The organism is Brucella sp. NBRC 14130 (assembly GCF_040371715.1).
GTDB classification, from domain to species: Bacteria; Pseudomonadota; Alphaproteobacteria; order Rhizobiales; family Rhizobiaceae; genus Brucella; species Brucella intermedia.
The window spans coordinates 299484-319165 of record NZ_BAABTE010000006.1 but is presented as its reverse complement, the minus strand read 5'-3'; the positions used below and the strand labels follow the sequence as shown (position 1 = coordinate 319165).

Here is a 19682-nt window from a genome sequence, read left to right as displayed (position 1 = left end):
TAGAAGACCATTTTAAGCCGCCTGCTTGAATACCTCATCGAATATGATTGGCGTTAGTGGAACGATAATTGCTGAGCGCATTGTGGGCACCAAACGCAACGGCGGCGGAATGATGCGTGGCTTTCTTTGCGATTGACCGACGCAAACCTTTGAGCAAAACATCGTGGTGGGCCGCTGCGGTACGAACGTTTCGCCACAGCACAGACAGGTTTTCGTGATACGCCGAGCCTTCGCATCAGCAGATCTGAACGCGTGATAACATTCAGTTGAGCAATAGCGATATGTGCCTTGGCGATTATGCGGCGTGAAAAGCTTACCGCATTGCACACATGAGCGCTTCTCGATGACGATTCTGCTTTTCCCATGGCAGGCCGTTGAGCAATATTTCTGATCAATGCGTTTTCCTATCGGCACGAACGACTTTCCGCACTCAACGCACTCTCTACTGCCCAGACGTGCCGCCACAATGACCTTGTGAGCCGTTCTATATGCTTCATCTGACTGATCCCGACGCTGGAAAGCCTTGCCTTGAAAAGCCGCCTGAGCACATTCCACCGAGCAGTAATGACGCGTTCGCCCTCCCACCTGACTGAGATCCGATAATGGCCTTCGACACCAACTGCATAGATCTCCCCGTATCGCATAGTCAGGCTGCCCCTCGATCCAGTCCGGGCGAACAGCACCAATCAGTTTGAGACCTTCACTGATCAATGACGCAGCCTCATAATCAGCGTCAGCCCATCTTGCTCTGGTCAGGCAGAGCGTGGAGCGAAGCGCTGCCCTTAATTCACCCTCGCGCTGAAAAGGCGAATAGCGCCAGTCGGACAAGGCATCGAACACCTTGCTAACGATATGCTTTCGCCTTTCACCATGAAAAATTCGCTGCGGCTGTTGCCGCTTAATGCGGATCCTTTCGCAGCTGTGGCGTGAGACAATGTTTCTCCAGCGCAGATATTGCAGATTGTCGTCGCTTGCTACCTTCATCGAAACACCGCATCAAACAGAGCGGGTGACAGGTCGCCCGTCGGCTTGCCAATCGTCTTTACGCCTTCATCCTTCTTTTTCTGACGGGAATAGACGTATTCCAGATACGCGCCGTCCATGGCGCGCAGGATAGCGACATGACGCGGCTGCAGGCTCCAGCGCTGCAGCGCGCAAAAGCTTCTGATTTCCTCATAGCTGATCGGGTTTGGCCCGTTCATATGCCAAGTCCGCGTCTCGGCCAGATCGCTGTAAATCTGCCAGAGCACACGGCCAGCATCCGGAATGTGCACGGCCTGCTTGGTTTCAAGGTTTCTCTTCAACGCGGCGACAAGTGCCATCTTAAGCCGAGCTGCAGCATCATGCATCGAAAAACATCTCCGTCGCCGTGAACGTGACGCCGCGATCTTCCCAAGATTTCGGAGAGCGGGCGGATCCGGGGTCAATCTGCATGGTGCAGCTGGGCTTCTCGAAATGGGCCGTGCACGGCAAGGTGAAGTGCTGCAGATCAAGGGCGAATTGGATCGAGAGCGTTACGCGCCCGTTCGCGTCCGCAGTTGCCGGGACCATGATACGGTGCAGCGATCTGACCAGCTCGGCTTTCCGGATTTCCAAATAGTCTCCGGCAGACAACTGAAATCCTGCCGGCAGATCCTCGACAATGACGGTTGTGGAATTGAGGATTTGGCGAAGCTTGGCGTCACCGACGAATACGCCGCCGACTGCCTTTTCGCCCAACAATGGCGAGAAATTCTGATTGTGCAGAATGGGCCGGGGCCGGAACGCATCATAGCCGAGGAACACAACACCGCCAGCAGCGCACCGCATCAAAAAGGCATCCATCAGACCGTATTCGATCGGCGTCAGATATCCGGTCGTAAACTTGGCGGTCCAATATGCCGTGCCAAATGCCTGCGCCTCGACCCGGCGACCTTCCATGCGCTCGACATTTTGGGGCTGGACCGGATCAAACTCGCAAGACGTGAATGGCACCAAGGGAAGCGAAATCAGAGAGGTCATCAGAATTGTCTCCCGTTCTGACGGGCGTTTTGCTGGTCCTTGTCGTAAGTATTCAGCAATTTCACACTGTTATTGTTGGCTTCTTGAAGGATGCTACCCACCACGCCTTCGGCCAGACGCACTTCAATGACGGTTCGGCCAACTTCGGCCAACCCCTGACCGCCAGATGCGCCGCCGGAGAGATGATTGCCTACACTATGGTTCGGGATGACCTGAGAACCGCGAGGAAGATTGACCAGCTCCGGCCCGCGCTCGCCTACCCACGCCGCGCCACCGGGCGCAAAGTTCGTGCCATTGGCATAGCCAGGCACGCGCAAGCCCGCCCACGGATCCGCCGAACCGCCACCGCCGAAGATGCCGCCGAACAGCCCGCTAAGCCAACTTCCACCGCCGCCACCGCTGGCAGCGTTGTTCATGCTGAAAATGGCGTCGATGAGATCTGTCTGAATCTTGTCGATGATCTTGTCCAGAACGCTGAGCGCAATATCGCCCAGTTCCTCGAAGCTAATCTTTCCGTCCTCCAGTGCGGATCTCAGACCGCCCAGAGCGTCACGAACGATATCCTTGCGGAAATCGAGATCATCCAGCGCCTTGTTCTGAGCCTCGGCCATCTTCTCAGCCTCGGCGCGGGTGTTGGCATATTCGTGCGCCAGCCCCTCGATCTCTTTCTTGAGTTGGGGCGTGATCTCTTTTCCGGCCCGCTTTGCTGCATTCAGCAATTCCTGCTGCATGCGGGCCTTTTCGACCGCATAACCATAATCGTTGATTGCAGGATTGAGCATGCCCTGCGCTTCGGTTTCCGCCTGCAATGCCGCCATGTTTTCGCGGATCCGCAGCGTCAGGCGCTGATATTCGTCGGCGCGCTCCTTGGTACCTTTGTTCTTGCCGCGCTTTTTATCGGGATCCTTCGGCGGAACATATGGCGCGACAGGCGGCTTATCGGGAGTTGTGATGATGATCGCCTTGCGGCGCTCCATCTCGTCAGTAATTTCTTTCTCACGGGTGGCAATTCGTGCGAGCTGGCTTTCCCGGTCTTGGCCGAATACACCGGCAATTGTGTCCTCAAAGCCACCTGTCGGCTGTGTCTCATTAAGCCGTTCGCGAGACTGCTTAAGAATCTCCAGCTCGGCCCGCATCCCCGACATGCTCTTTTCGCTCAGTTCGTTCCACTGCGATATGAATCCCTGCAAGGCAGTGACGGCATCCACAATGACACTTTTCAGAGTGCTTCCGATCGTTCGGGCGATCTGGTTGAACTTTTTATCGACCTCTTCGGCCCTACGGATGAAATTCTCATCCATTACAGCGCCCATCTTATCCGCTTCCGTCAAGGTTGCGGTGATCCCCTCACGCCCCTGCTCGATCAAGCGAACAAACTGTTCGCCACCGGATCCACCGAGAAGCTCATCGAAAATGCGGACGCCCGCAGCCGTATCTTTCAGCCGGCGCGTGCGGTCGATCAGCTCCAGCATAAATGCAGATGGATCCTTGATGCGCTGCTTAACCTCTTCCGGTGACATGCCGAGGCGCTGGAAACTCTCAGCTGCAGAGCCTTTGCCGGTCTGGATATACTCATCGGCGCGCAGATTGAGTTCCTTGAAGCCATCAACCAGAGCATCAACGCTGATACGATTCTGCTCGGCCACGTAGCCCCAGCGCTGGAAATCCTCGACGTTGATCCCGGCTGTTTTGGCTTCATTACTCAGTTCGGCAAACGAAGCGGCCACACTGCGAACCGCAGCGGCAACACCGGCTATGCCGCCAGCTGCAATGCCGCTCCAGATGCCAGCCGCGAAAGCCTTGCCGTAGTTTCCAACCTTAGTTCCAATGGTCGCGAACGACTGATTGATACGGCTGGCCGAGCGTTCGGCGTCCTGTTCCATCTGACGGGTTGCGCGTGACGAGTTCTGGCGCAGCTGCTGATATGTGCGGGTACCAGTCTGACCGGCCCGCTTCCACTCTCGCTCAAACTGAGTGACGCGAGCCTCCAGAGCAACAAATAGACGTTCGGTATCATCGGCCATTATGCGAAGCTCCATTCATCGAGTTCACCCTCGAAAGTGTCATAAGATGAAATTCCGGTGTCGCCGGCCGCACAGCGTGCAACAGCCATTGCAGCAGCCACAGCGCCGTCGATGCGGTCTTTGCTTTTCCCCTTGTGGAAGGACTTATTGCCCGCCTTGTCAGTTTCGACGGCAATGTTATCGAAGTTCCAGCGCAACACCGGATGCCCGCCATGCTGGAATCTTCCGCCAACTATGGCACGCTCAAGCTCTTTGATTGCGGGAGCCATGGTTATCCATCCCTGCCGCATTTCAACCGCTGGCAAGCCGTCCTCAAGCAGATTAGCGATCTGGTTTCGTGCCAGATGAGGATCAAAGGCAATCTCGCGAACATCAAAACGGGCGCAGAGTTCGCGGATCTGATCTTCCACAGCGCGATAATCGACAACATTACCCGGCGTGGGGGTGATAAAACCCTCCTCAGCCCACTGAGGATATGGAACCCCATCCTTATCGGCCTTCTGTCGCAAATTATCGGCAGGGCAGAAGAACCATGGATGAACGATATAGCCGCCGTTTCCATCGCTCCATGCGGCGACAACAGCCGTAAGATCGCGGTTCGATGAAAGGTCTACACCAAGCCAGCAAGGCTTATCTTCCAGATCAAGCAGATCGACTTCCGCTTTCCCTTTGTCGTAAACCATCATGTCTACGAACGGATCTGCCGAGTGATCGAGCCAGACGTTCAAATTGTACTGGCGGAATGCCTCACGCTCTGCCGGAATGTTCTCGGCTTCACGCGCCAGCTGGCGCAAGCCTTCCAGATCAGGATAGCCATGAGGAATGCCGGGGTTGACGGCCCGCCAGACATCCTCATCCCGCCAGTCCGCATCGCGAGGTGTTTCCAGAAGGATCGGAAGCCAGCTCGGATCATCGACCTCGCCCCGCGCCACCTTGCGCGCATAATCATAAAAATCCCATGCAACGTTTTCCTGCCCGCGACCGGCTGTGCTGATGACAACCAGAAGGGAGCCGGGCACCTTGACCAGACCGGACTTGATAGCCTCCCAAAGGTCGCGCTTCGGCCAGACGTGCAGTTCATCGGCAAGAGCAAAAACAGGTGTATGACCGTGCGCTGTTTTCGCGTCCGCCGAGATCGCATCGAGAAATGCGCCTGTCTTTTGATTGCGAATGTGGTTTTTGGAATCGACAAGCCGAAGCTTTCCTTCAATGTATTTATCGCACTGGATGATATTGAAGGATTCTTCATAGGCGATACGCGCCTGCGAGCGATCAGACGCGGCAACCATGCACTCGCCACCCGGCATCGATTCCGGTCCGAACACATGCAGAAGGCTTAGAGCTGCACCAAGCGAAGTCTTGCGATTGCCGCGTGGAAGCATGATTGCAACGGTGCGAACGATACGCCGGCCATCTTCGTGGCGTGGACCATAGATGGCGCGCACGATACGCTCTTGCCACGGATCAAGCTGAAACTGCTTATTCGGCAAAGTCGATTTAGGATGCTTGAGCGCCCGCAGGAACCTGACGGCCCTGTCACCGTAGCCAAAAGGATCCGGAATCGGCGTATCGTCAAAAATTGAAAAGGTCATAACTTCCACCCTCGTCAGGGGCATCTCCGCTCATTTTCTTGCGGGAGCGGGCTGCGGGGGTAAGGCCCAGCTCAGCGGCCAGTCGCATTATCGTGCTTTGCGATTTTCCAAGCAGGCTCACTGCCGGGTTTTGCTTCAGGATGCCTTTGCCTGCATCAATCAGCGGCCCATGCGTGTCGATTGCTTCCTGCGCCTTGCGAGCGTTCCACATGGCAAGCACATAGGCATCAACCGTGCCGAGAACGGCATCTGTCAGCATTTGTCGGTCGCGCAGATCCTCGACAACTGCCAGCCATTCCGTATGCATGGCAGATGGAATATGTGCCGGAACCTCGCCCGGAATTTCCTCCAGACCGCCTTCGATAACCTGTAGTTCTGCCTTGCGCCCGCGTGTGCTCATTGACTACCCCCAATCGAGACGGCCCGGATCTCCAGCCCACGCGGCTCGATCTCTTTCAATTCCTTGATGTTGAAGGTCTGGCCGCGATACTGCACGCGGTCGGCATTCGTGATGCCATCCAAGGCGCGGGTGCGGAAAATGATGACGTTTTCGTCAACCGCACCGTTGCGGATAAATTCATCGGTAGAGGCTTGAAGAACTTGCGCCCGAAGCGTGGCAAGCTTCTCCCAGATTGAAACCGGCGTGCCATATTCATTCACCGTTGATGTGAAACGTTCAATTTCGATAACGTGCCGCAGCCTGCCAGATCTCATAGCTCTTGCACCTTCGCTTCCACAGTCACGACGCCATGGCTTGTTTCACCGTCCGGATCCCGAAGGAAGCGCATCGAGGACACACGGCAATCGACACAGTGAAAGCCGGGATCAAGCTTGAGCCGACCGCCGTTGATAGTGGAACGGATTGCGCCCGCGAGCGCCTTCACGCCTTGTGTGGAAAGCTCTTTCTTCCAAAGATGCAAATCCATGTAGATCCGCGTCAGGCTGCGGGAAATGCTGTCACCGTCATCGACACTCTGCCCCTCGCCCAAAATGATCGAAGGATCTGGATTCGGACGCTGATTGCGATCAAGGATGTTGTCGGCAGGCACAAGCGCAACAACGCCGGCACTGGAAATCAGGCGCTCGCGAATGGCTTTCTGCAGGGTAAGTTCCGGCGTCATCAGCTCCCCCAGTTGTTTTTGATGGCTTTGCGCATAGCGCGCTTGATGCGGTCGCGGGCGCGCTTCCCCCGCGTGCGGACGGCAGGCCAGAAATATGGTTGCGCTTGCGCCTTCTGGGTGCCGTACTCGACCAGATGCGGATAACGAACGTCCGAATTACCGACAGTGATGACGGCTTCCGTCTCTTTCGTGGTGTAGCTGCCGCCCGGCTGGGAGTAAGGTGGCGTCTGTTGCCCCGGCCCAGTGACGGTGATGCTGTCGATCAACGCGCCAGTATCGCGGGACGATTCAGCGAGACTGCGCATGCCGTCCGCCATTTCATCAGCACCCTTCACCACAGCCGGAATAACAGCCTCGCGAACCGCTTTCGGGATAGCAGCCATACGGCGCTGGAACCGGGACAATCCGCCATCGTCGGTCATGTCAGAAACTCCAGTTGCGATGTTCGCGGATGATGTCGCGAATGCCGTAGGGGATTTCCTGCGCCGAAACACCGATAAGGCTGGCCTCGCGGTTTTCGTACCAGTGCGCCGTCAACAGGCGGATTGCTTCTTTCAGATCCGCAGGAACGGCATTGCCGGGAAATTCATCTGCCAGCTTGTAGCCAAGCAGACGCTCGATATGCGCCTGCGCGGCCTCGATCTTGCGCTCCAGCAGCTCGTCATCGAGCGTGCCCATGTCGTCGGTAAAACCGAGCTGTTGTTTCATTTCTTCGACGGTGACGATCATGCTGGAGAACTTTCAAAAAAGCCGGGAACCGGGTCGGCAAATTTGCCCACCCGCCACCTCGATCATGCTTCGGCAGCGTTGACGCGGACGATGTTGGAGTTGATGCCAAGCGACGAATTGAGCTTCATCACATTATTGGCCTCATCGAGCGCTTCGGCAGCACTCATCACCTTGGCGACGAACATGCGCTGCGATGGCGTTCCGCCTTCCGGCGCATCGTTGAACTCGACCTTGAACGCATAGTCATGGATCGACTTTTCCGCCGCAAGCAGGGCGATCTGGCCCGGATCGGCATAGTCGATGCCGCAAACGATAGCCATGCTGCCAGCATCGCGCGTACCCTTGAGTTTCTGGGTGCGACCCTTGCCGATATCGTTAAACTTGATCTCTTCGGCGGTATCACCGAAAGACCCGATGTTCTCGCAATTGTTGATCTGCACCCATGCCTGACTGGTAAAGTCAGCGGCAACAAAATCCGTCGCCTTCGATGCCAGCGCCGTACCAATAAAAAGCTTCGCGCCAGCGGTTGCGAAGATACTCATGGATCAATCCTTTCTCTGATTGCGCCGCTCTTCCGATTGCTTGGCGCTCGAATGACAAGGCTGGCAAAGCGGTTGCCAGTTGGCACGGTTCCAGAACAGCGCCTGATTGCCCTTGTGTGGTTGAATGTGATCGACAAGCGTAGCCGGTGCGCCGCAGCGGCGGCAGAACGGATAGGCGGCGAGATATTCCCTGCGCTCGCGTTCCCATTCCTTGGTGTAACCGCGTTCGCGAGCAGAAGGCCGCTTCTTGTCGAACTGGGCTTTGCGCGCCTTGTCATTTGCAGCCCGCTTCGGGCAACGTTCACCGTGTGCATGAACACCGCCACACTGACCGCAGATGCGAGGCGCGCTAACCGGCATGTCAGGCGACCGGCGCGATAGCGGGATGGCCCAAAAGGGCAACAACGCTCAAGACAATGCTTGTGCCGCCGCCCTTTACCGCAACGGCACGGACATAGCGCTTACGCTTGGATCCGATATAGCCGATACGATATGCCGAATCCGCTTCCAACTTGTCCGGCACACCGTCAAGCAGATCGGCCTCGCCCACATCAGCCCAGCCGCTTGTGCCGGTGTCACTTTCCTGAAGCTTCACTGTGAAATCGCCAGCCGCTTCAATTGCGCCGGTTCCGACGATGAACAGGGCGCTGTCATATCCCTTGAGATCGACGGCAACGCCGTTCGCATTTGCAGACAAGACAGCAGCAGCCAACGCTGTTACCGCCTTAAAACCATGATACGTGTCACGCATCGTTGCATCTCCATTGGGTGGCGGGTGGACAAATTTGTCGACCCGGAAAATCAAGTGGCCAAGCTGGCCACTTGATCGAACTAACGTGCTGCCAGCACTCGCCCTGCAGGATCCCGCAGGATCTCAGCCAGCATGCGGAGCGTGATCGGGGTATCGAGCGAGATTTCTCGCGGCTCACGACCATCAATTTCTGCATGAAGTTTCTCAGCGGCCTGCGCAGTTCGCAGATAGAAAGAATCCCGCTGATTGAATTCGCTGTTCATGATCGACACTCCGTTGAAAAGTGGGGGTGCAAGTTTGCACTCCCCAGAAAATCAAGTGGCGAAGTTCGCCACTTGATGAGCCGTTAGGCCGCTGCGATCTTGATGAACTTGATCGCGTTGAAGTCGCCAGCACCGCCGCCGACGCGCTTGTAAACGTCGAAGACAACACGGCCCTTCTGGGTGAGTTCGTCGCGATTGATGCGAACGCCCTGACGATCCACAATGACGTAGCCCTGTCGGAAATCACCGAACGCAACAGGCAGAGCGTTTGCGGCAATGTCTGGCATGGTTTCATCGATCTCGACACGCTGGCCGAGAAGCGGATGATCGACGCCCTCGATCAGATTGCCGGTCGGTGCCCAGAGGTAACGGCCCGTGCTGTCCTTGATCTGGCGCAGGCGGATTGCCGTATTGCTGTTCATGACGAACACGGCATTGCCCTTGTATGGCTTGCGCAACGTGGCAACCAGACGGATGAGGGTATCAGCCAGCTTCGCATCATCCGGATTCGCGCCGGTCGGGATATGCTGGAAACTGCCCCATGCGCGGGTAAAATCCTTCTCGGGAGCAGTCGGATAGGTAAGAAGGCCCACCGGAGAACCGTCAACGCCATCGCCGGTCATGAAGGCTTCACCTTCGGTTTCGGCAAAGTCATGCGTGGCGTTGTTAATCAGCCAGGACGCGATATCGGTTGCAGCGTCATCGAGCAGATGACGGGTGGCAACCGGGGCCGCATAGAGTTCGGCCACGCCGTAGGAATGCTTGATCAGTTCGGGCCGATCGGTATCCTGCGGGCGCTCGCCGCGTTCCGAAACCCACTTCGCACCGCGCTTGCCCTTGGAATAGAAGCGCTCATACTTATCCGTCGAAATCGAGACAATCTCGGCCAGACCGCGCATCGGTGACAGATCCGTCATCAGATTGCGGATCGTCAGATCCACAGTCGGAAGCACGAAATAGCCGCCTGCAGGATCGTTGTCCGATGCTGCCGCCTTGGTTTCGAAAGCACCGCCTGCGCCCTCGATGGCGGAAGCATTGTTTGACTGGAGGTAAGATGAAAGCGCCTTGCGCTCGATCTTGCCCTGTTCTTCCGGATCCGCCTTGCCGCCATTGAAGCGACCGGCCTTTTTCTCGATCTCATCCAGACGATCCGTGATGGCTTTCAGATCAACGCCGCCGCCCTCGACCTTCTTGAGGCGTTCGTCGAGCGAGGCCCGCAGATCGTCAAGCGATTTGGTAACAATGGAAACCGGATCATCTTCTTCGCCCTTGCGGGTGATTGCCACGCTGCCGAGCAGCGCTTGTTTCATGACATGCTGCATGTCAGTTACTTTCCTATCTGCGCAGCTGCGCGGTTGATGGCAGCGGCGATGTTGAGCGCCAGAACTGCCGATTTGGCCGAAGTCACCTTCGCGCCGGGATGCATCGGAATCGTCACTAGGGACGCTTCCAGAAGTTCGAGAGATTTGATTGAGCGACCGCCGCCCGAACGCGGGCTGGATGCCTTGGTGATGAAGCCGATGGATATGCCGCGCACCGCGCCTGACTTGACCAAGGCACGAACCTCGCGGGCGCGGGCAACGTCATCGACCAACAACTTGCCGGTGATATGCAGGCCGTCAGATTTTTCCTCGGCAACGTCCCATGTGCCAATCGGATCATTCATGTCGTGTCCGAACAGCATGGGAACGGGCAGCTTGATCGACTTGAACGCGCCGGGTTCCACCCAGTCACCGATGCGATCCGGCGTTCCAAACTTCCAAGCCAGACCGGAAACAAGGCCGCTATCGTCGGCCAGCATCTTGGTTTCAACGAACAGCCGCTCCATCATGCCACCTCATGAAAGTTGGCGCGGTTGCCGGCAAAGGCATCGATCTGCGCTTCCACCCACGAAACGGCGAGAAGGCGCAGCACGTTCTTGTGATTGAACGGCAGCACCTTTCCCGCTTCGCTGACCTCCCAGCGCTGCACCAAACGTGCGAGACTGGAGATCCGGGCGCGTTCGCGATCCTCGGCGCTGACTGTGCCATCCGGGCGGGATCGCTCCATCAGCTCATCCGCCATGGCGATGCGAGCGTCATGCGCAGTTTTACTGTCCGGGCCGACAACCCATAATTTGATACCCGTCGGTTCTCCGGTCACAGGATCCCGCAGCTCGCATTCGCGGCCCCGGTCCTGATCGGCAACATTCGCGAGGATGTCACTCAGGTCCATTTTTCAGCCTTTCGATTTCCCGGCGCAGCTCATCCTTTTCGGGGTCATCGAGCTTCGGCCCGCCGTTGTGGTCCGTGCCCGGCTGGCTCGATCCGGTGTTTGGATTTTCAAAGGTGTTGCCATCATCGACCGGCGCGAGATCGAGCCAGTTGCGCGCCTCATTACGCGTCAGCACCATGGAAGAGCGCAGGGAGCTGATAGCGGTGGCGCGGGCTGTCAGATCGACGTTGGTAAAATCGTCGCGATCGAAACGAACGGCGTAATTCTTGCGCCCATCCTTGGTGAACAGGGCGCGGCGCAACGCGCTTTCCAGCGCCTGCAGCCAAGGCTCAAGGCAAAGCTGAAGAAACTGGCGGTGCATCTCGGCACTGTTCGACCAAGTGGCTTTCGTGAGATCGCCCAGCAACGTGGCCGGGAGGTTGAAGGCGCGGGCAATCTCCTGAAGTTGGAAAAGGCGCAGCTGTTGAAACTGCGCATCGACGCTGTTGAGCGTCATCTGTTTCCACGTCGCACCATCCCAGAGAACGGCAGACTTGCCCGCATTGTCGGCCCCGTCCATGGCTGCGCGCCACGCGGCCAACATGCGTTTTGCGCCTTCATCGCCCAGCGGTTTCGGGCTTTCGATGACGCCACCGGGACGTGCGCCCTTGCCGAACAGCCGGGGCCGCGTGACGTTCCATGACGATGGCAACCGCGATAGCCTCACGGCACAGCGTCAACGGCGCTTTGTCGAACGCGCCTTTCAGATGGATGATTTCGGAAGCCGGCTGCAAGATACCGTTGATCCGATATCGCGGCTGCAGCGTGTCATCCGGATAATCGACCTGAATGAAGCCGGGACGATAGCGGATGATTTCGAGCGGGCGACCGTCCGAGCTATGCGTTACGCGAGCAAGCCCACCCTGATCCCGGCACAGCGCATCAACCATGATCTGGCGGACAAGCTCAAAACCGGAAGTCCATTCGTTCGCCTCGCCGCGCAGAAGCGCCATGGCCGGATGGCCGGTAACTTCCGTCTCCGAACCATCGTCATTGATCTGCACAACCTTGCATTTGAGGCTGGCCGCAGCTTCCGCGATCGTCCGGACAGCCGTCGCGACGGCAGGAACGCGCAGCGCGGTTTCGATGGAAACGGAAACGCCTGTCTCTGTCGGCAAACCGCCGCCGAGCATTTCAAGAATTTGCTCATCGGTCAGCGCCTTGTCGCGCTTGGAGAACAGTCCGGAGAGGCGAAAATTTTTCAGCATGCACTAAGCATGCGGATGAGATGTCTGTTCGTAAATTTGCAAAGAAGTACAAAGAAAGGACAAGTTGGCAACGCAGCTTTTTCTTGAATTTCCGCAGATCGACGTCACTTAATGTCATATGTTTTACCCTATCTCTTTGTAATTAAACAAAAAACTTCCTAATTAGGAAAAATATAGAGCGTTTCTCCCCGCGCCGGTCCCCGGCAACCCGCGAAAGTTCTAGACCACCCCCGGCCCATGGTGATTCGACGTGGCATGTCCCGTTTTTCTGCATCATTTGATGTCGAGAAACGGGACACTTCGTTCCCCAGTTTGCGATTAATCGCAAATCGCCAATTCTCACTCACTCAGCCATACTTCGCTTGCCTCAAGGCGTCGTTCAGTGCAGCCAACACGTAAGGCAATCCATCACCACGCTTGCGTAACTCCGCTTCGGTTGCGCCCGCATACACGTCCGGCCTATCACCCAGCGCATCCACGATCTGGACTGTCAGCCTCGCATCCATCCGTTGCAATTCACTGTACCATCGCCGCTCTGCGCCTGCCTTCGCTGCCTGACTGTGCGATGGCTGTTTTCCGCCTGCAAACGGCAGCAGGAAGTGGTGCTGCCCTTGCGGCTTTCTCCCTCTCCAAAGCCCCGGCGACTTGTCCGCTTGCGGTGCGGCTGGAGGTACGTCAGCCGACCCATCCACCTGCACCATTGGTTTCTTAGATTGGTTCCTTCTATTGGTTTGGGTCGCAGTTTTGCGACTATTAACGTCGCAGTTCTGCGACGTACAAGGTCGCACTTCTGCGACGTTTGACACGTCCGATTTAGGGTTTTCTCGCCCCTCCATTTTGGCTTCCCACGCCTTCACGATTGATCGGAACTTTGACCAGTTCGGCGAATAGCTGGCGCGGTGAAACTTGCCGCCATGGCTCTTACGAAAGAAGAACGGCGAACCGCTATCCTTGTCGCCGCACAGCTCTGCCGTGGCGCGTAGAACGGTCGCACGATTAACACCTAGTAATGTGGCAAGACGATCTATACTCGGATCGCATTGGCCTGTCTTACGGTTGAAATGGTCAATGATAGCGCCCGCAACGCGTCGAGCATTAGCTGATAAGCCCTCAACGATGTTGAGGGCCTTGTAAGCAAACAGTATGTCATTCTCTTTCACGAGGCTCATTTTGAACGATCCTCGCGGCTTCTCTGTGCAGCCAGCAGAGCGGCTTTGTCCTTCGGTAGGCGCTTGGCAGCATTATCCAGCAGGAGCGCGTCACGCTCCGCCTGTTGCGCCTTTCTGAGTTTGTTGAGCTTCTTTCGGACACTGCGAGGCGCACTCATGACTGACGCGCCTCCTGCGCCAGTTTCCGGCCAAGCTGCAAGGCGCGGATTGCTTCCAGCGGCGATAGATGGAACGTAGTGCGGATGAACGGAATGAGCGCGCCAGACCGCTTAGAATGGTTCGCTGCATACCAAAGCGCAGCCGTACGTATTGCGTCCGATTCTGCTACCTGATATTGTTCAGCCGTTGTGATAACGCGACTTGATTGATTGCTGCTCCCGATGACGGTCGGGGCAGCAATTTTCGTTTCTGCTATCCGCTCTTTCTGCCGCTGGAGTGAGACACTTCCGTTTTCTCGACATTGATTTTCATTATGTTTTCCGTTTGTCTCAAATTCCGATAAGCTATTGTTTTTACTCGTACTTGGCGATCCTGTCGGGATCACCACCGAAATCTCTCAAACAACCGCCTGCCGTCCACTGATTTGTCTCTCTGCGGATCAAGGCGGATAAGCCACGGATTCAGCATTAAAATTCAGACTCTAGGTCAGTCCCAACGAATCGATACACGTTCTTTTGCCTTCGTAGGTCGGGCGGTCGCTAACGCTCATGGTCAAGCGCAAGCGTGCAGGGCACCCAGCTACCTCCCTAACCTCCCCTCAATGGCTTCTAGAACGGTCGCAATCCCGCGACCAAGAAGGAGCCTGATATTCTGCTCACTCGCAAAATCCGCACCCACCTACGTCACAACCCAGACGTTTCCGATGGCGGCGAAGGCGATCATAAACCCGTGGTGAAGTTCTTCACGCCCGACGCAGGCGCGACATGGCTTGTCGCCGAACTCGTAGCAGACGACGATAAGCTTTTCGGTTTGTGCGATCTCGGCCACGGAAGCCCGGAACTCGGTTACGCCTCTCTCAGCGAACTCAGCGCTTTGCGGGGACCTCTCAAGCTACTTGTGGAGCCTATAGGCACTTCCGCGCCGACAGATCCCTGACGCAGTACGCGGCAGACGCCCGCGCAAAGGGCAGGGATAGTCGCTAAGCGACTATCCACATTCGCCCTGAACGCCATAAATCGGTCACCGCGTTACAACTTCTCAGCCTTTGCCCACAATCTTGTGCAGTTGGCCGAGCAAGTCGATACCTCGCTCAATGCCTTTAAACTCAGCTTTCTCCATCAGATTGCTATCTTGCGAATGGTCGTCAGCGCCGAATATGCGCTTGCTAAGTTCTTCTTTGAGGGTTCTCTTTGCTTCTTCCGGCAGGTTAGCAATAAATGGATCAAACGCCTGCACTTGAAGGAAAAACGTGCGCGATTTTCTTTCGTTGATACGATGTAGGGTAGATTGCTTGGATGCATACACTGCGAACGACAGCAATAACGCGGTAAGCGATACGGATTTCGCGACTTGCATCCAAAATAATTTTTCTGGATAAAGTACTGGCGTAAACCAAAACAGGCTTGCGAGGAGCCATAAGATCGTTGCGATAATGCAAGCAATCGCGCCTTTTCGCCAAAGTTGTGCGGCGTCATATTCTCTGTCAGCTATGCTTTTATAACCACCCGTTACGCTGTCGTGGGCCACGAGATTATGTAGCTTTATGATATCTTCATGCCTTTTTTTGGCATCTATGTTGATTGCTTCAATATTTTTATCGAATAAAGATTGTTTCTCGATCAACGCAACGTTGTTTGATTCAATTAATGTTTCGCTCTCAGTCCTAAATTTCTCCCTGAATTCGTCCATTTCCTTCGCGAATTTCTCATCACGAAGCTGCTTATCACTAGCAAAGTCCGATTTCTGGCTGGTTAGTATACTTGACGAACTGCTATTCCATTCATCAATTGATTTGTTGATTTCGGCTTCAATAGCGTCCGCTTTAGCGCTTATAGACGTGACCCTATCGGCAGATTGTTTTGCTTCAGTTAAACTAGCCTCAGCTTCAGCTTTAAACGCATGAAAACTCTCTTTGGTTTTCTTTGCGAAGCTCTCAAATGAGGAGGTTGCAGCGTCAATGTCTGCTTTGCGTGTAGAACGAGCAAATTTCAAAGAACTCAATTGATACAAATAACTGAGTGCAGGATTGATTTGCTCGTTTAATGCGTTAAAAAGTCTTGGATCCGAGTTACTGGCGAATTGTTCAATAGTGTTGGTAACGCCATGAGCTTTTATCTGATTATGAAATTGATCCAGCAAATCCATCGGCGCTATCTCTGGATCAATGCTTTTAACTACTTGTTTTGCGAGCTTGACGACTTTTAAAAACCTGGCTCTTTCTATAAATGCTAAATCATCAATATCGTCCAACTCTCGTGACGCCAGTTCTTCGAGCCGGTTCAAGACAGTATTCAGCGGATGTTTGGTTAGCTGTTCTTGCCAGCGCTGCATATGTACCCCCACGTTACATGTGATTCATTTTATCACAGTCTTAGCCTAGCTACAGCGCAATTTGGGTTAACGCGTTCTGCCTTCACCTGTCGCCCGAAGGCTTCGGAAAACGGGAAGCCGAGATGCAGGCAACTCACTTCAAATCGAGATAAATCATCTCAATTGGAGTTTGACACCTTTATGTTACGCAGCCTATTTTGTTCTCTTTATGTTCACATCAATCTGGAGAACGTGGCGATGTCCGAACCTCACGAAATCAAGCTTGTTTTGAAATGGCGTGAGATGTGGAAAGGCAAAAAAAACGACTTCGTTGCCAGCCTCCCGAACGTCGAGGAGAGGATAGGCCGCATCTATCATTTGGAAAACGGCCCGCAAGCCAACGCATGGTTCTCGAGCTTCACGGCTGCAGATGTGTCGCGCAACATTGATGCGACATCTGGCGTTGAACCAGCCTCCGCTTCTCAACGTTAAATTTTCGCTTGGTTTCCGAACCAACCACCATCACCCCTCATACGGCCAGTTGGCCTGCGAAAAGACGCCGCCATCGACCCAGATGGTCTGGCCGGTCACGAACCGCGCTGCGTCGGACGCAAGGAACAGGACAGGGCCGGAAATGTCTTCCGGCGTTCCCACCCTGCGCAGCGGCGTGATGCGGGCCCAGGTGCCCGCATAGTCGGGCTGCTCTTCCGCCGTCCGCTCATTGAGGATCGCACCCGGCGCAACGCAATTCACCCGGATGCCGTGCGGCCCGAGCTCCACCGCCGAAGCCTTGGTGAACTGCTCTATCCCGCCCTTCGATGCCGTGTAGGAAACGAGCTTGGGAAAGGCGAGCTTGTTGCAGCCGGAGCCGATATTGACGATGGCGCCGTCCTTGTCCGCCTCAACCATGCGCTTGGCAGCGGCCTGCGTATTGAGGAAACAGCCTTTCAGATTGGTGCGGATGACATCGTCCCAGCCCTCTTCGGAAAGTTCCAGCAAGGGCGCCCAGGTCTGGATGCCCGCATTGTTGACCAGCACGTCCGGCGCATCGCCGAACCAGTCGCAAACCTCGTCGAAAAAGCTTTCGACCTCGACGCGCCGTCCGACATCGCAGCCGAGTCCCAGCGCCTGACCGCCTGCCTCCTCTATGGCTTCCACGAGCGATTGCGCAGCTTCGTCGTCGTGCCTGTAGCTGAACGCCACCGTGTAGCCCGCTTCCGCAAAGGCGGAAACAAGATGCCTCCCGATGCCGGTGCTGCCTCCCGTCACGACTGCGAATTCACCCATGGCCAACTCCCTCCCGGATATATTTCCCGCACCGAATTTAATCGGTTTTCGGCAGTGGTAAACCGGCAAAAAACAAAATAGCCTTCGTGCAAATGCGAGGTGAGAAAATGAATCCCGATATCAAGGAAGCCAATGGCGCGTGCCACTGCGGCACCGTGCGTTTTCGCGTCAAACTATCCAATGGCCTGCGCACAGCACGGCGCTGCACCTGCTCCTATTGCCGGATGCGCGGGGCCGTCGCCGTTTCCGCCGATCTGGACGGGCTGGAGATTCTCGAAGGCGAGGATGCGCTGACTCTCTACCAGTTCAATACCCGCGTGGCGAAACACTATTTCTGCTCGAAATGCGGCATCTACACCTTCCACCAGCGCCGCTCCAATCCGCGCCAGTACGGCGTGAACGCTGCCTGTCTGGAAGGCGTATCGCCATTCGATTTCGCGGCCGTCGCGGTGAGTGATGGCGTCAACCACCCATCCGACAACCCGAACCGGAAAGGCTCGGGCGTGGTCGGCTATCTGCGCTTCGAGCCGGTCGAAAACGATTAGAGCACGGTTCCGCAACGCGGGAACCGCCTGCGGCCGAAAACAGTCAAAAAACCGGAGCGGGATGGCGATCCCGCTTTAGGATTTTTCGGTCTAGCGTCCGATCACCTTGCGTGCGTTGCGCTCCCATGAAAAGACGACCGGCGGCAGCGGGTCGAGGCCGCGAATAATGTCTGCACCCTTTTCGCCGATCATGATGGTCGGCGCATTGGTGTTGCAGGAAGGAACGCGCGGCATGATCGAGCTGTCGCACACCCGCAAGCCCTGGAGACCGCGCACTTTCAAATCGAGATCGACAACCGCCATCGCGTCGGTTCCCATCTTGCAGGTGCCGACCGGATGATGGTCGGTCTTGGCATTGGCGCAGGCATAATCGAACAGGTCGTCATCGGTGACCACTTTCGGCCCCGGCAGGCGCTCGGCCATAACATAGAGTTTCAATGCGTCCTGCTGCATGATTTCGCGGGCGATCTTTAGCCCTTCCAGCGACATTTTGCGATCATGCGGGTCGCTCCAGTAATTGGGATCGATCAGTGGCGCCGCAGCCGGATCTCTGGAAGCAAGCCGCACCGTCCCGCGCGAGCGCGGATGAAGATAGGCGGAATTGAGCGTCACGCCGGCATTTTTGAGCTTCTCGACGCCGGCTTCGATGCCCGAACCTAGCCCCAGATGGAACTGTATATCCGGTGAGCGCGCATCCGGGTCCGCATACCAGAAGCCGCCGGTTTCAAACAGGCTCGACGCCACCGGGCCGGAGCGCAGCAATATATATTGCAGGCCCGCGCCAAGCGTGCGGTGCAGTTTCGCCACGCCGTCATAGGTATGATCGCCGGTGCATTCGGCAATGACAAACAGGTCGAGGTGATCCTGCATGTTTTCGCCCACGCCGGGCAGATCGTGCTTGGCCGCGACGCCCACCTTTTTCAGATGATCGGCCGGGCCAATGCCCGATTGCAGCAGAAGTTTCGGCGAACCGATGGCGCCGGATGAAACAATCACCTCACGACCAGCGCGCAAGACCTCGCCGCTCATCAGTGTTACGCCGGTTACACGGGTCTTTTCCACCTCGATGTTGCGCACCGGCGCATTCATGCGCACGGTGAGGTTCTTGCGATCTTTGATCGTGGATAAATAGGCAAGCGACGCGGAGGAACGGCGGCGATTGCGTTGCGTGAGCTGATAAAAGCCGACGCCCGCCTGTTCGCGACCGTTGAAATCTGGATTATACGGAATGCCCAGTTCCTGACCCGCGCGGATATAGGCATCACAGATCGGCAGTGGCGCGGATGGCATCGAAACGCCAAGCGGCCCGCCATAGGAATGGAAATCATCGTTGAAGCGCTGATTGTCTTCGGCGCGTTTGAAATAGGGCAGCACATGGCGATAATCCCAGCCGGTGCAGCCATCCTCGCCAGCCCAGAGATCATAATCGGCGGCATTGCCGCGTGTATAAATCTGCGCATTGATGCTGGAGCCACCGCCGATGACTTTCGCCTGCGTGTAGCGCAGCACGCGGTTTTTCAGGTGCTTCTGCGGAACGGTTTCAAAACCCCAGCTTGCGACGCCCTTGGTCATTTTGGCAAAACCGGCGGGCATGTGAAACAGCGGATTCCAGTCGCTGCCGCCTGCCTCCAGCAGCAGCACTTTTACGGACGCATCTTCGCTCAAGCGATTGGCGAGAACGCAACCGGCAGGCCCGCCGCCCACGATGATATAATCGTATTCCATCGC

The 19682-nt window shown here is 56.2% G+C and carries 28 protein-coding genes; 3 read left to right on the top strand and 25 right to left on the bottom strand.

The window, feature by feature from the left end; all coding sequences use genetic code 11:
- Positions 1-12: 12 nt before the first annotated feature.
- The 22 genes from ABWW28_RS15085 to ABWW28_RS14980 all read right to left on the bottom strand — a co-directional run bounded on the left by ABWW28_RS15085 (position 13) and on the right by ABWW28_RS14980 (position 14200).
- Positions 13-984: a hypothetical protein gene (locus ABWW28_RS15085; RefSeq protein ID WP_353391292.1), complete on the bottom strand. Its 972-nt coding sequence runs from the start codon at positions 982-984 to the stop codon at positions 13-15.
- Positions 981-1349, bottom strand: a complete 369-nt coding sequence (locus ABWW28_RS15080; protein WP_353391290.1) for a phage tail assembly chaperone — start codon at positions 1347-1349, stop codon at positions 981-983. The genes ABWW28_RS15085 and ABWW28_RS15080 overlap by 4 nt, the downstream gene beginning before the upstream one ends.
- The gene (locus ABWW28_RS15075; protein WP_353391288.1) at positions 1342-2001 is read right to left on the bottom strand and encodes a hypothetical protein; all 660 of its coding nucleotides are present in this window, start codon (positions 1999-2001) and stop codon (positions 1342-1344) included. The genes ABWW28_RS15080 and ABWW28_RS15075 overlap by 8 nt, the downstream gene beginning before the upstream one ends.
- A complete protein-coding gene (locus ABWW28_RS15070; RefSeq protein ID WP_353391286.1) occupies positions 2001-4025 on the bottom strand; it encodes a hypothetical protein in 2025 nt (674 codons plus the stop codon). Before ABWW28_RS15070 ends, ABWW28_RS15075 begins: the two co-directional genes overlap by 1 nt.
- Positions 4025-5617: a terminase large subunit gene (locus ABWW28_RS15065; RefSeq protein ID WP_353391284.1), complete on the bottom strand. Its 1593-nt coding sequence runs from the start codon at positions 5615-5617 to the stop codon at positions 4025-4027. Before ABWW28_RS15065 ends, ABWW28_RS15070 begins: the two co-directional genes overlap by 1 nt.
- Positions 5598-6017 carry a phage terminase small subunit P27 family gene (locus ABWW28_RS15060; RefSeq protein WP_353391282.1) on the bottom strand — a complete coding sequence of 140 codons (420 nt, stop codon included), beginning with the start codon at positions 6015-6017 and terminating at the stop codon, positions 5598-5600. Before ABWW28_RS15060 ends, ABWW28_RS15065 begins: the two co-directional genes overlap by 20 nt.
- Entirely contained in the window at positions 6014-6331 is a 318-nt protein-coding gene (locus ABWW28_RS15055) for a phage head closure protein (RefSeq protein WP_353391280.1), read from the bottom strand. Before ABWW28_RS15055 ends, ABWW28_RS15060 begins: the two co-directional genes overlap by 4 nt.
- The gene (locus ABWW28_RS15050; protein WP_353391278.1) at positions 6328-6738 is read right to left on the bottom strand and encodes a DUF3168 domain-containing protein; all 411 of its coding nucleotides are present in this window, start codon (positions 6736-6738) and stop codon (positions 6328-6330) included. The genes ABWW28_RS15055 and ABWW28_RS15050 overlap by 4 nt, the downstream gene beginning before the upstream one ends.
- On the bottom strand, positions 6738-7160 hold the full coding sequence (locus ABWW28_RS15045) for an HK97-gp10 family putative phage morphogenesis protein (protein ID WP_353391276.1): 423 nt from the start codon (positions 7158-7160) through the stop codon (positions 6738-6740). Before ABWW28_RS15045 ends, ABWW28_RS15050 begins: the two co-directional genes overlap by 1 nt.
- A 1-nt stretch (position 7161) precedes the next feature.
- Entirely contained in the window at positions 7162-7467 is a 306-nt protein-coding gene (locus tag ABWW28_RS15040; RefSeq protein ID WP_353391274.1) for a head-tail connector protein, read from the bottom strand.
- Positions 7468-7529: 62 nt separating this feature from the next.
- Complete coding sequence (locus ABWW28_RS15035; RefSeq protein ID WP_353391273.1) at positions 7530-8009, bottom strand: hypothetical protein; 480 nt, start codon at positions 8007-8009, stop codon at positions 7530-7532.
- Between the two features lie 3 nt (positions 8010-8012).
- The gene (locus ABWW28_RS15030) at positions 8013-8369 is read right to left on the bottom strand and encodes an HNH endonuclease signature motif containing protein (protein WP_353391271.1); all 357 of its coding nucleotides are present in this window, start codon (positions 8367-8369) and stop codon (positions 8013-8015) included.
- Position 8370: 1 nt separating this feature from the next.
- Entirely contained in the window at positions 8371-8760 is a 390-nt protein-coding gene (locus tag ABWW28_RS15025; protein WP_353391269.1) for a hypothetical protein, read from the bottom strand.
- 80 nt (positions 8761-8840) lie between these two features.
- Positions 8841-9023 carry a hypothetical protein gene (locus ABWW28_RS15020; RefSeq protein WP_353391267.1) on the bottom strand — a complete coding sequence of 61 codons (183 nt, stop codon included), beginning with the start codon at positions 9021-9023 and terminating at the stop codon, positions 8841-8843.
- 83 nt (positions 9024-9106) lie between these two features.
- Positions 9107-10333 carry a phage major capsid protein gene (locus ABWW28_RS15015; RefSeq protein ID WP_353391265.1) on the bottom strand — a complete coding sequence of 409 codons (1227 nt, stop codon included), beginning with the start codon at positions 10331-10333 and terminating at the stop codon, positions 9107-9109.
- Positions 10334-10350: 17 nt separating this feature from the next.
- Entirely contained in the window at positions 10351-10854 is a 504-nt protein-coding gene (locus tag ABWW28_RS15010; protein WP_353391263.1) for an HK97 family phage prohead protease, read from the bottom strand.
- Positions 10851-11237, bottom strand: coding sequence for a hypothetical protein (locus ABWW28_RS15005; RefSeq protein WP_353391261.1), 387 nt, complete (start codon positions 11235-11237; stop codon positions 10851-10853). The genes ABWW28_RS15010 and ABWW28_RS15005 overlap by 4 nt, the downstream gene beginning before the upstream one ends.
- The gene (locus ABWW28_RS15000) at positions 11224-11928 is read right to left on the bottom strand and encodes a phage portal protein (protein ID WP_353391259.1); all 705 of its coding nucleotides are present in this window, start codon (positions 11926-11928) and stop codon (positions 11224-11226) included. The genes ABWW28_RS15005 and ABWW28_RS15000 overlap by 14 nt, the downstream gene beginning before the upstream one ends.
- Positions 11834-12484 (bottom strand): phage portal protein, encoded by a 651-nt coding sequence (locus ABWW28_RS14995; RefSeq protein WP_353391257.1) that lies wholly within the window; start codon positions 12482-12484, stop codon positions 11834-11836. Before ABWW28_RS14995 ends, ABWW28_RS15000 begins: the two co-directional genes overlap by 95 nt.
- A gap of 347 nt (positions 12485-12831) precedes the next feature.
- The gene (locus ABWW28_RS14990) at positions 12832-13653 is read right to left on the bottom strand and encodes a helix-turn-helix domain-containing protein (RefSeq protein ID WP_353391255.1); all 822 of its coding nucleotides are present in this window, start codon (positions 13651-13653) and stop codon (positions 12832-12834) included.
- Positions 13650-13811: a hypothetical protein gene (locus tag ABWW28_RS14985; RefSeq protein ID WP_353391253.1), complete on the bottom strand. Its 162-nt coding sequence runs from the start codon at positions 13809-13811 to the stop codon at positions 13650-13652. The genes ABWW28_RS14990 and ABWW28_RS14985 overlap by 4 nt, the downstream gene beginning before the upstream one ends.
- A complete protein-coding gene (locus ABWW28_RS14980) occupies positions 13808-14200 on the bottom strand; it encodes a hypothetical protein (protein WP_353391251.1) in 393 nt (130 codons plus the stop codon). Before ABWW28_RS14980 ends, ABWW28_RS14985 begins: the two co-directional genes overlap by 4 nt.
- Before the next feature lie 260 nt (positions 14201-14460).
- Here ABWW28_RS14980 and ABWW28_RS14975 point away from each other — a divergent pair, with 260 nt between their 5' ends.
- Complete coding sequence (locus ABWW28_RS14975) at positions 14461-14748, top strand: DUF2958 domain-containing protein (protein WP_308140834.1); 288 nt, start codon at positions 14461-14463, stop codon at positions 14746-14748.
- Between the two features lie 102 nt (positions 14749-14850).
- On the opposite strand, the gene ABWW28_RS14970 is transcribed toward ABWW28_RS14975, so the two are convergent.
- Complete coding sequence (locus ABWW28_RS14970; RefSeq protein ID WP_021587515.1) at positions 14851-16143, bottom strand: hypothetical protein; 1293 nt, start codon at positions 16141-16143, stop codon at positions 14851-14853.
- Positions 16144-16380: 237 nt separating this feature from the next.
- On the opposite strand from ABWW28_RS14970, the gene ABWW28_RS14965 reads away from it, so the two are divergent.
- Entirely contained in the window at positions 16381-16614 is a 234-nt protein-coding gene (locus ABWW28_RS14965; RefSeq protein WP_176588059.1) for a hypothetical protein, read from the top strand.
- 30 nt (positions 16615-16644) lie between these two features.
- On the opposite strand, the gene ABWW28_RS14960 is transcribed toward ABWW28_RS14965, so the two are convergent.
- Positions 16645-17409: an SDR family NAD(P)-dependent oxidoreductase gene (locus ABWW28_RS14960; RefSeq protein ID WP_021587517.1), complete on the bottom strand. Its 765-nt coding sequence runs from the start codon at positions 17407-17409 to the stop codon at positions 16645-16647.
- Between the two features lie 107 nt (positions 17410-17516).
- Here ABWW28_RS14960 and ABWW28_RS14955 point away from each other — a divergent pair, with 107 nt between their 5' ends.
- Positions 17517-17954 (top strand): GFA family protein, encoded by a 438-nt coding sequence (locus tag ABWW28_RS14955; protein WP_021587518.1) that lies wholly within the window; start codon positions 17517-17519, stop codon positions 17952-17954.
- Positions 17955-18044: 90 nt separating this feature from the next.
- On the opposite strand, the gene ABWW28_RS14950 is transcribed toward ABWW28_RS14955, so the two are convergent.
- Positions 18045-19679, bottom strand: a complete 1635-nt coding sequence (locus ABWW28_RS14950; protein WP_021587519.1) for a GMC family oxidoreductase — start codon at positions 19677-19679, stop codon at positions 18045-18047.
- Positions 19680-19682: the final 3 nt, after the last annotated feature.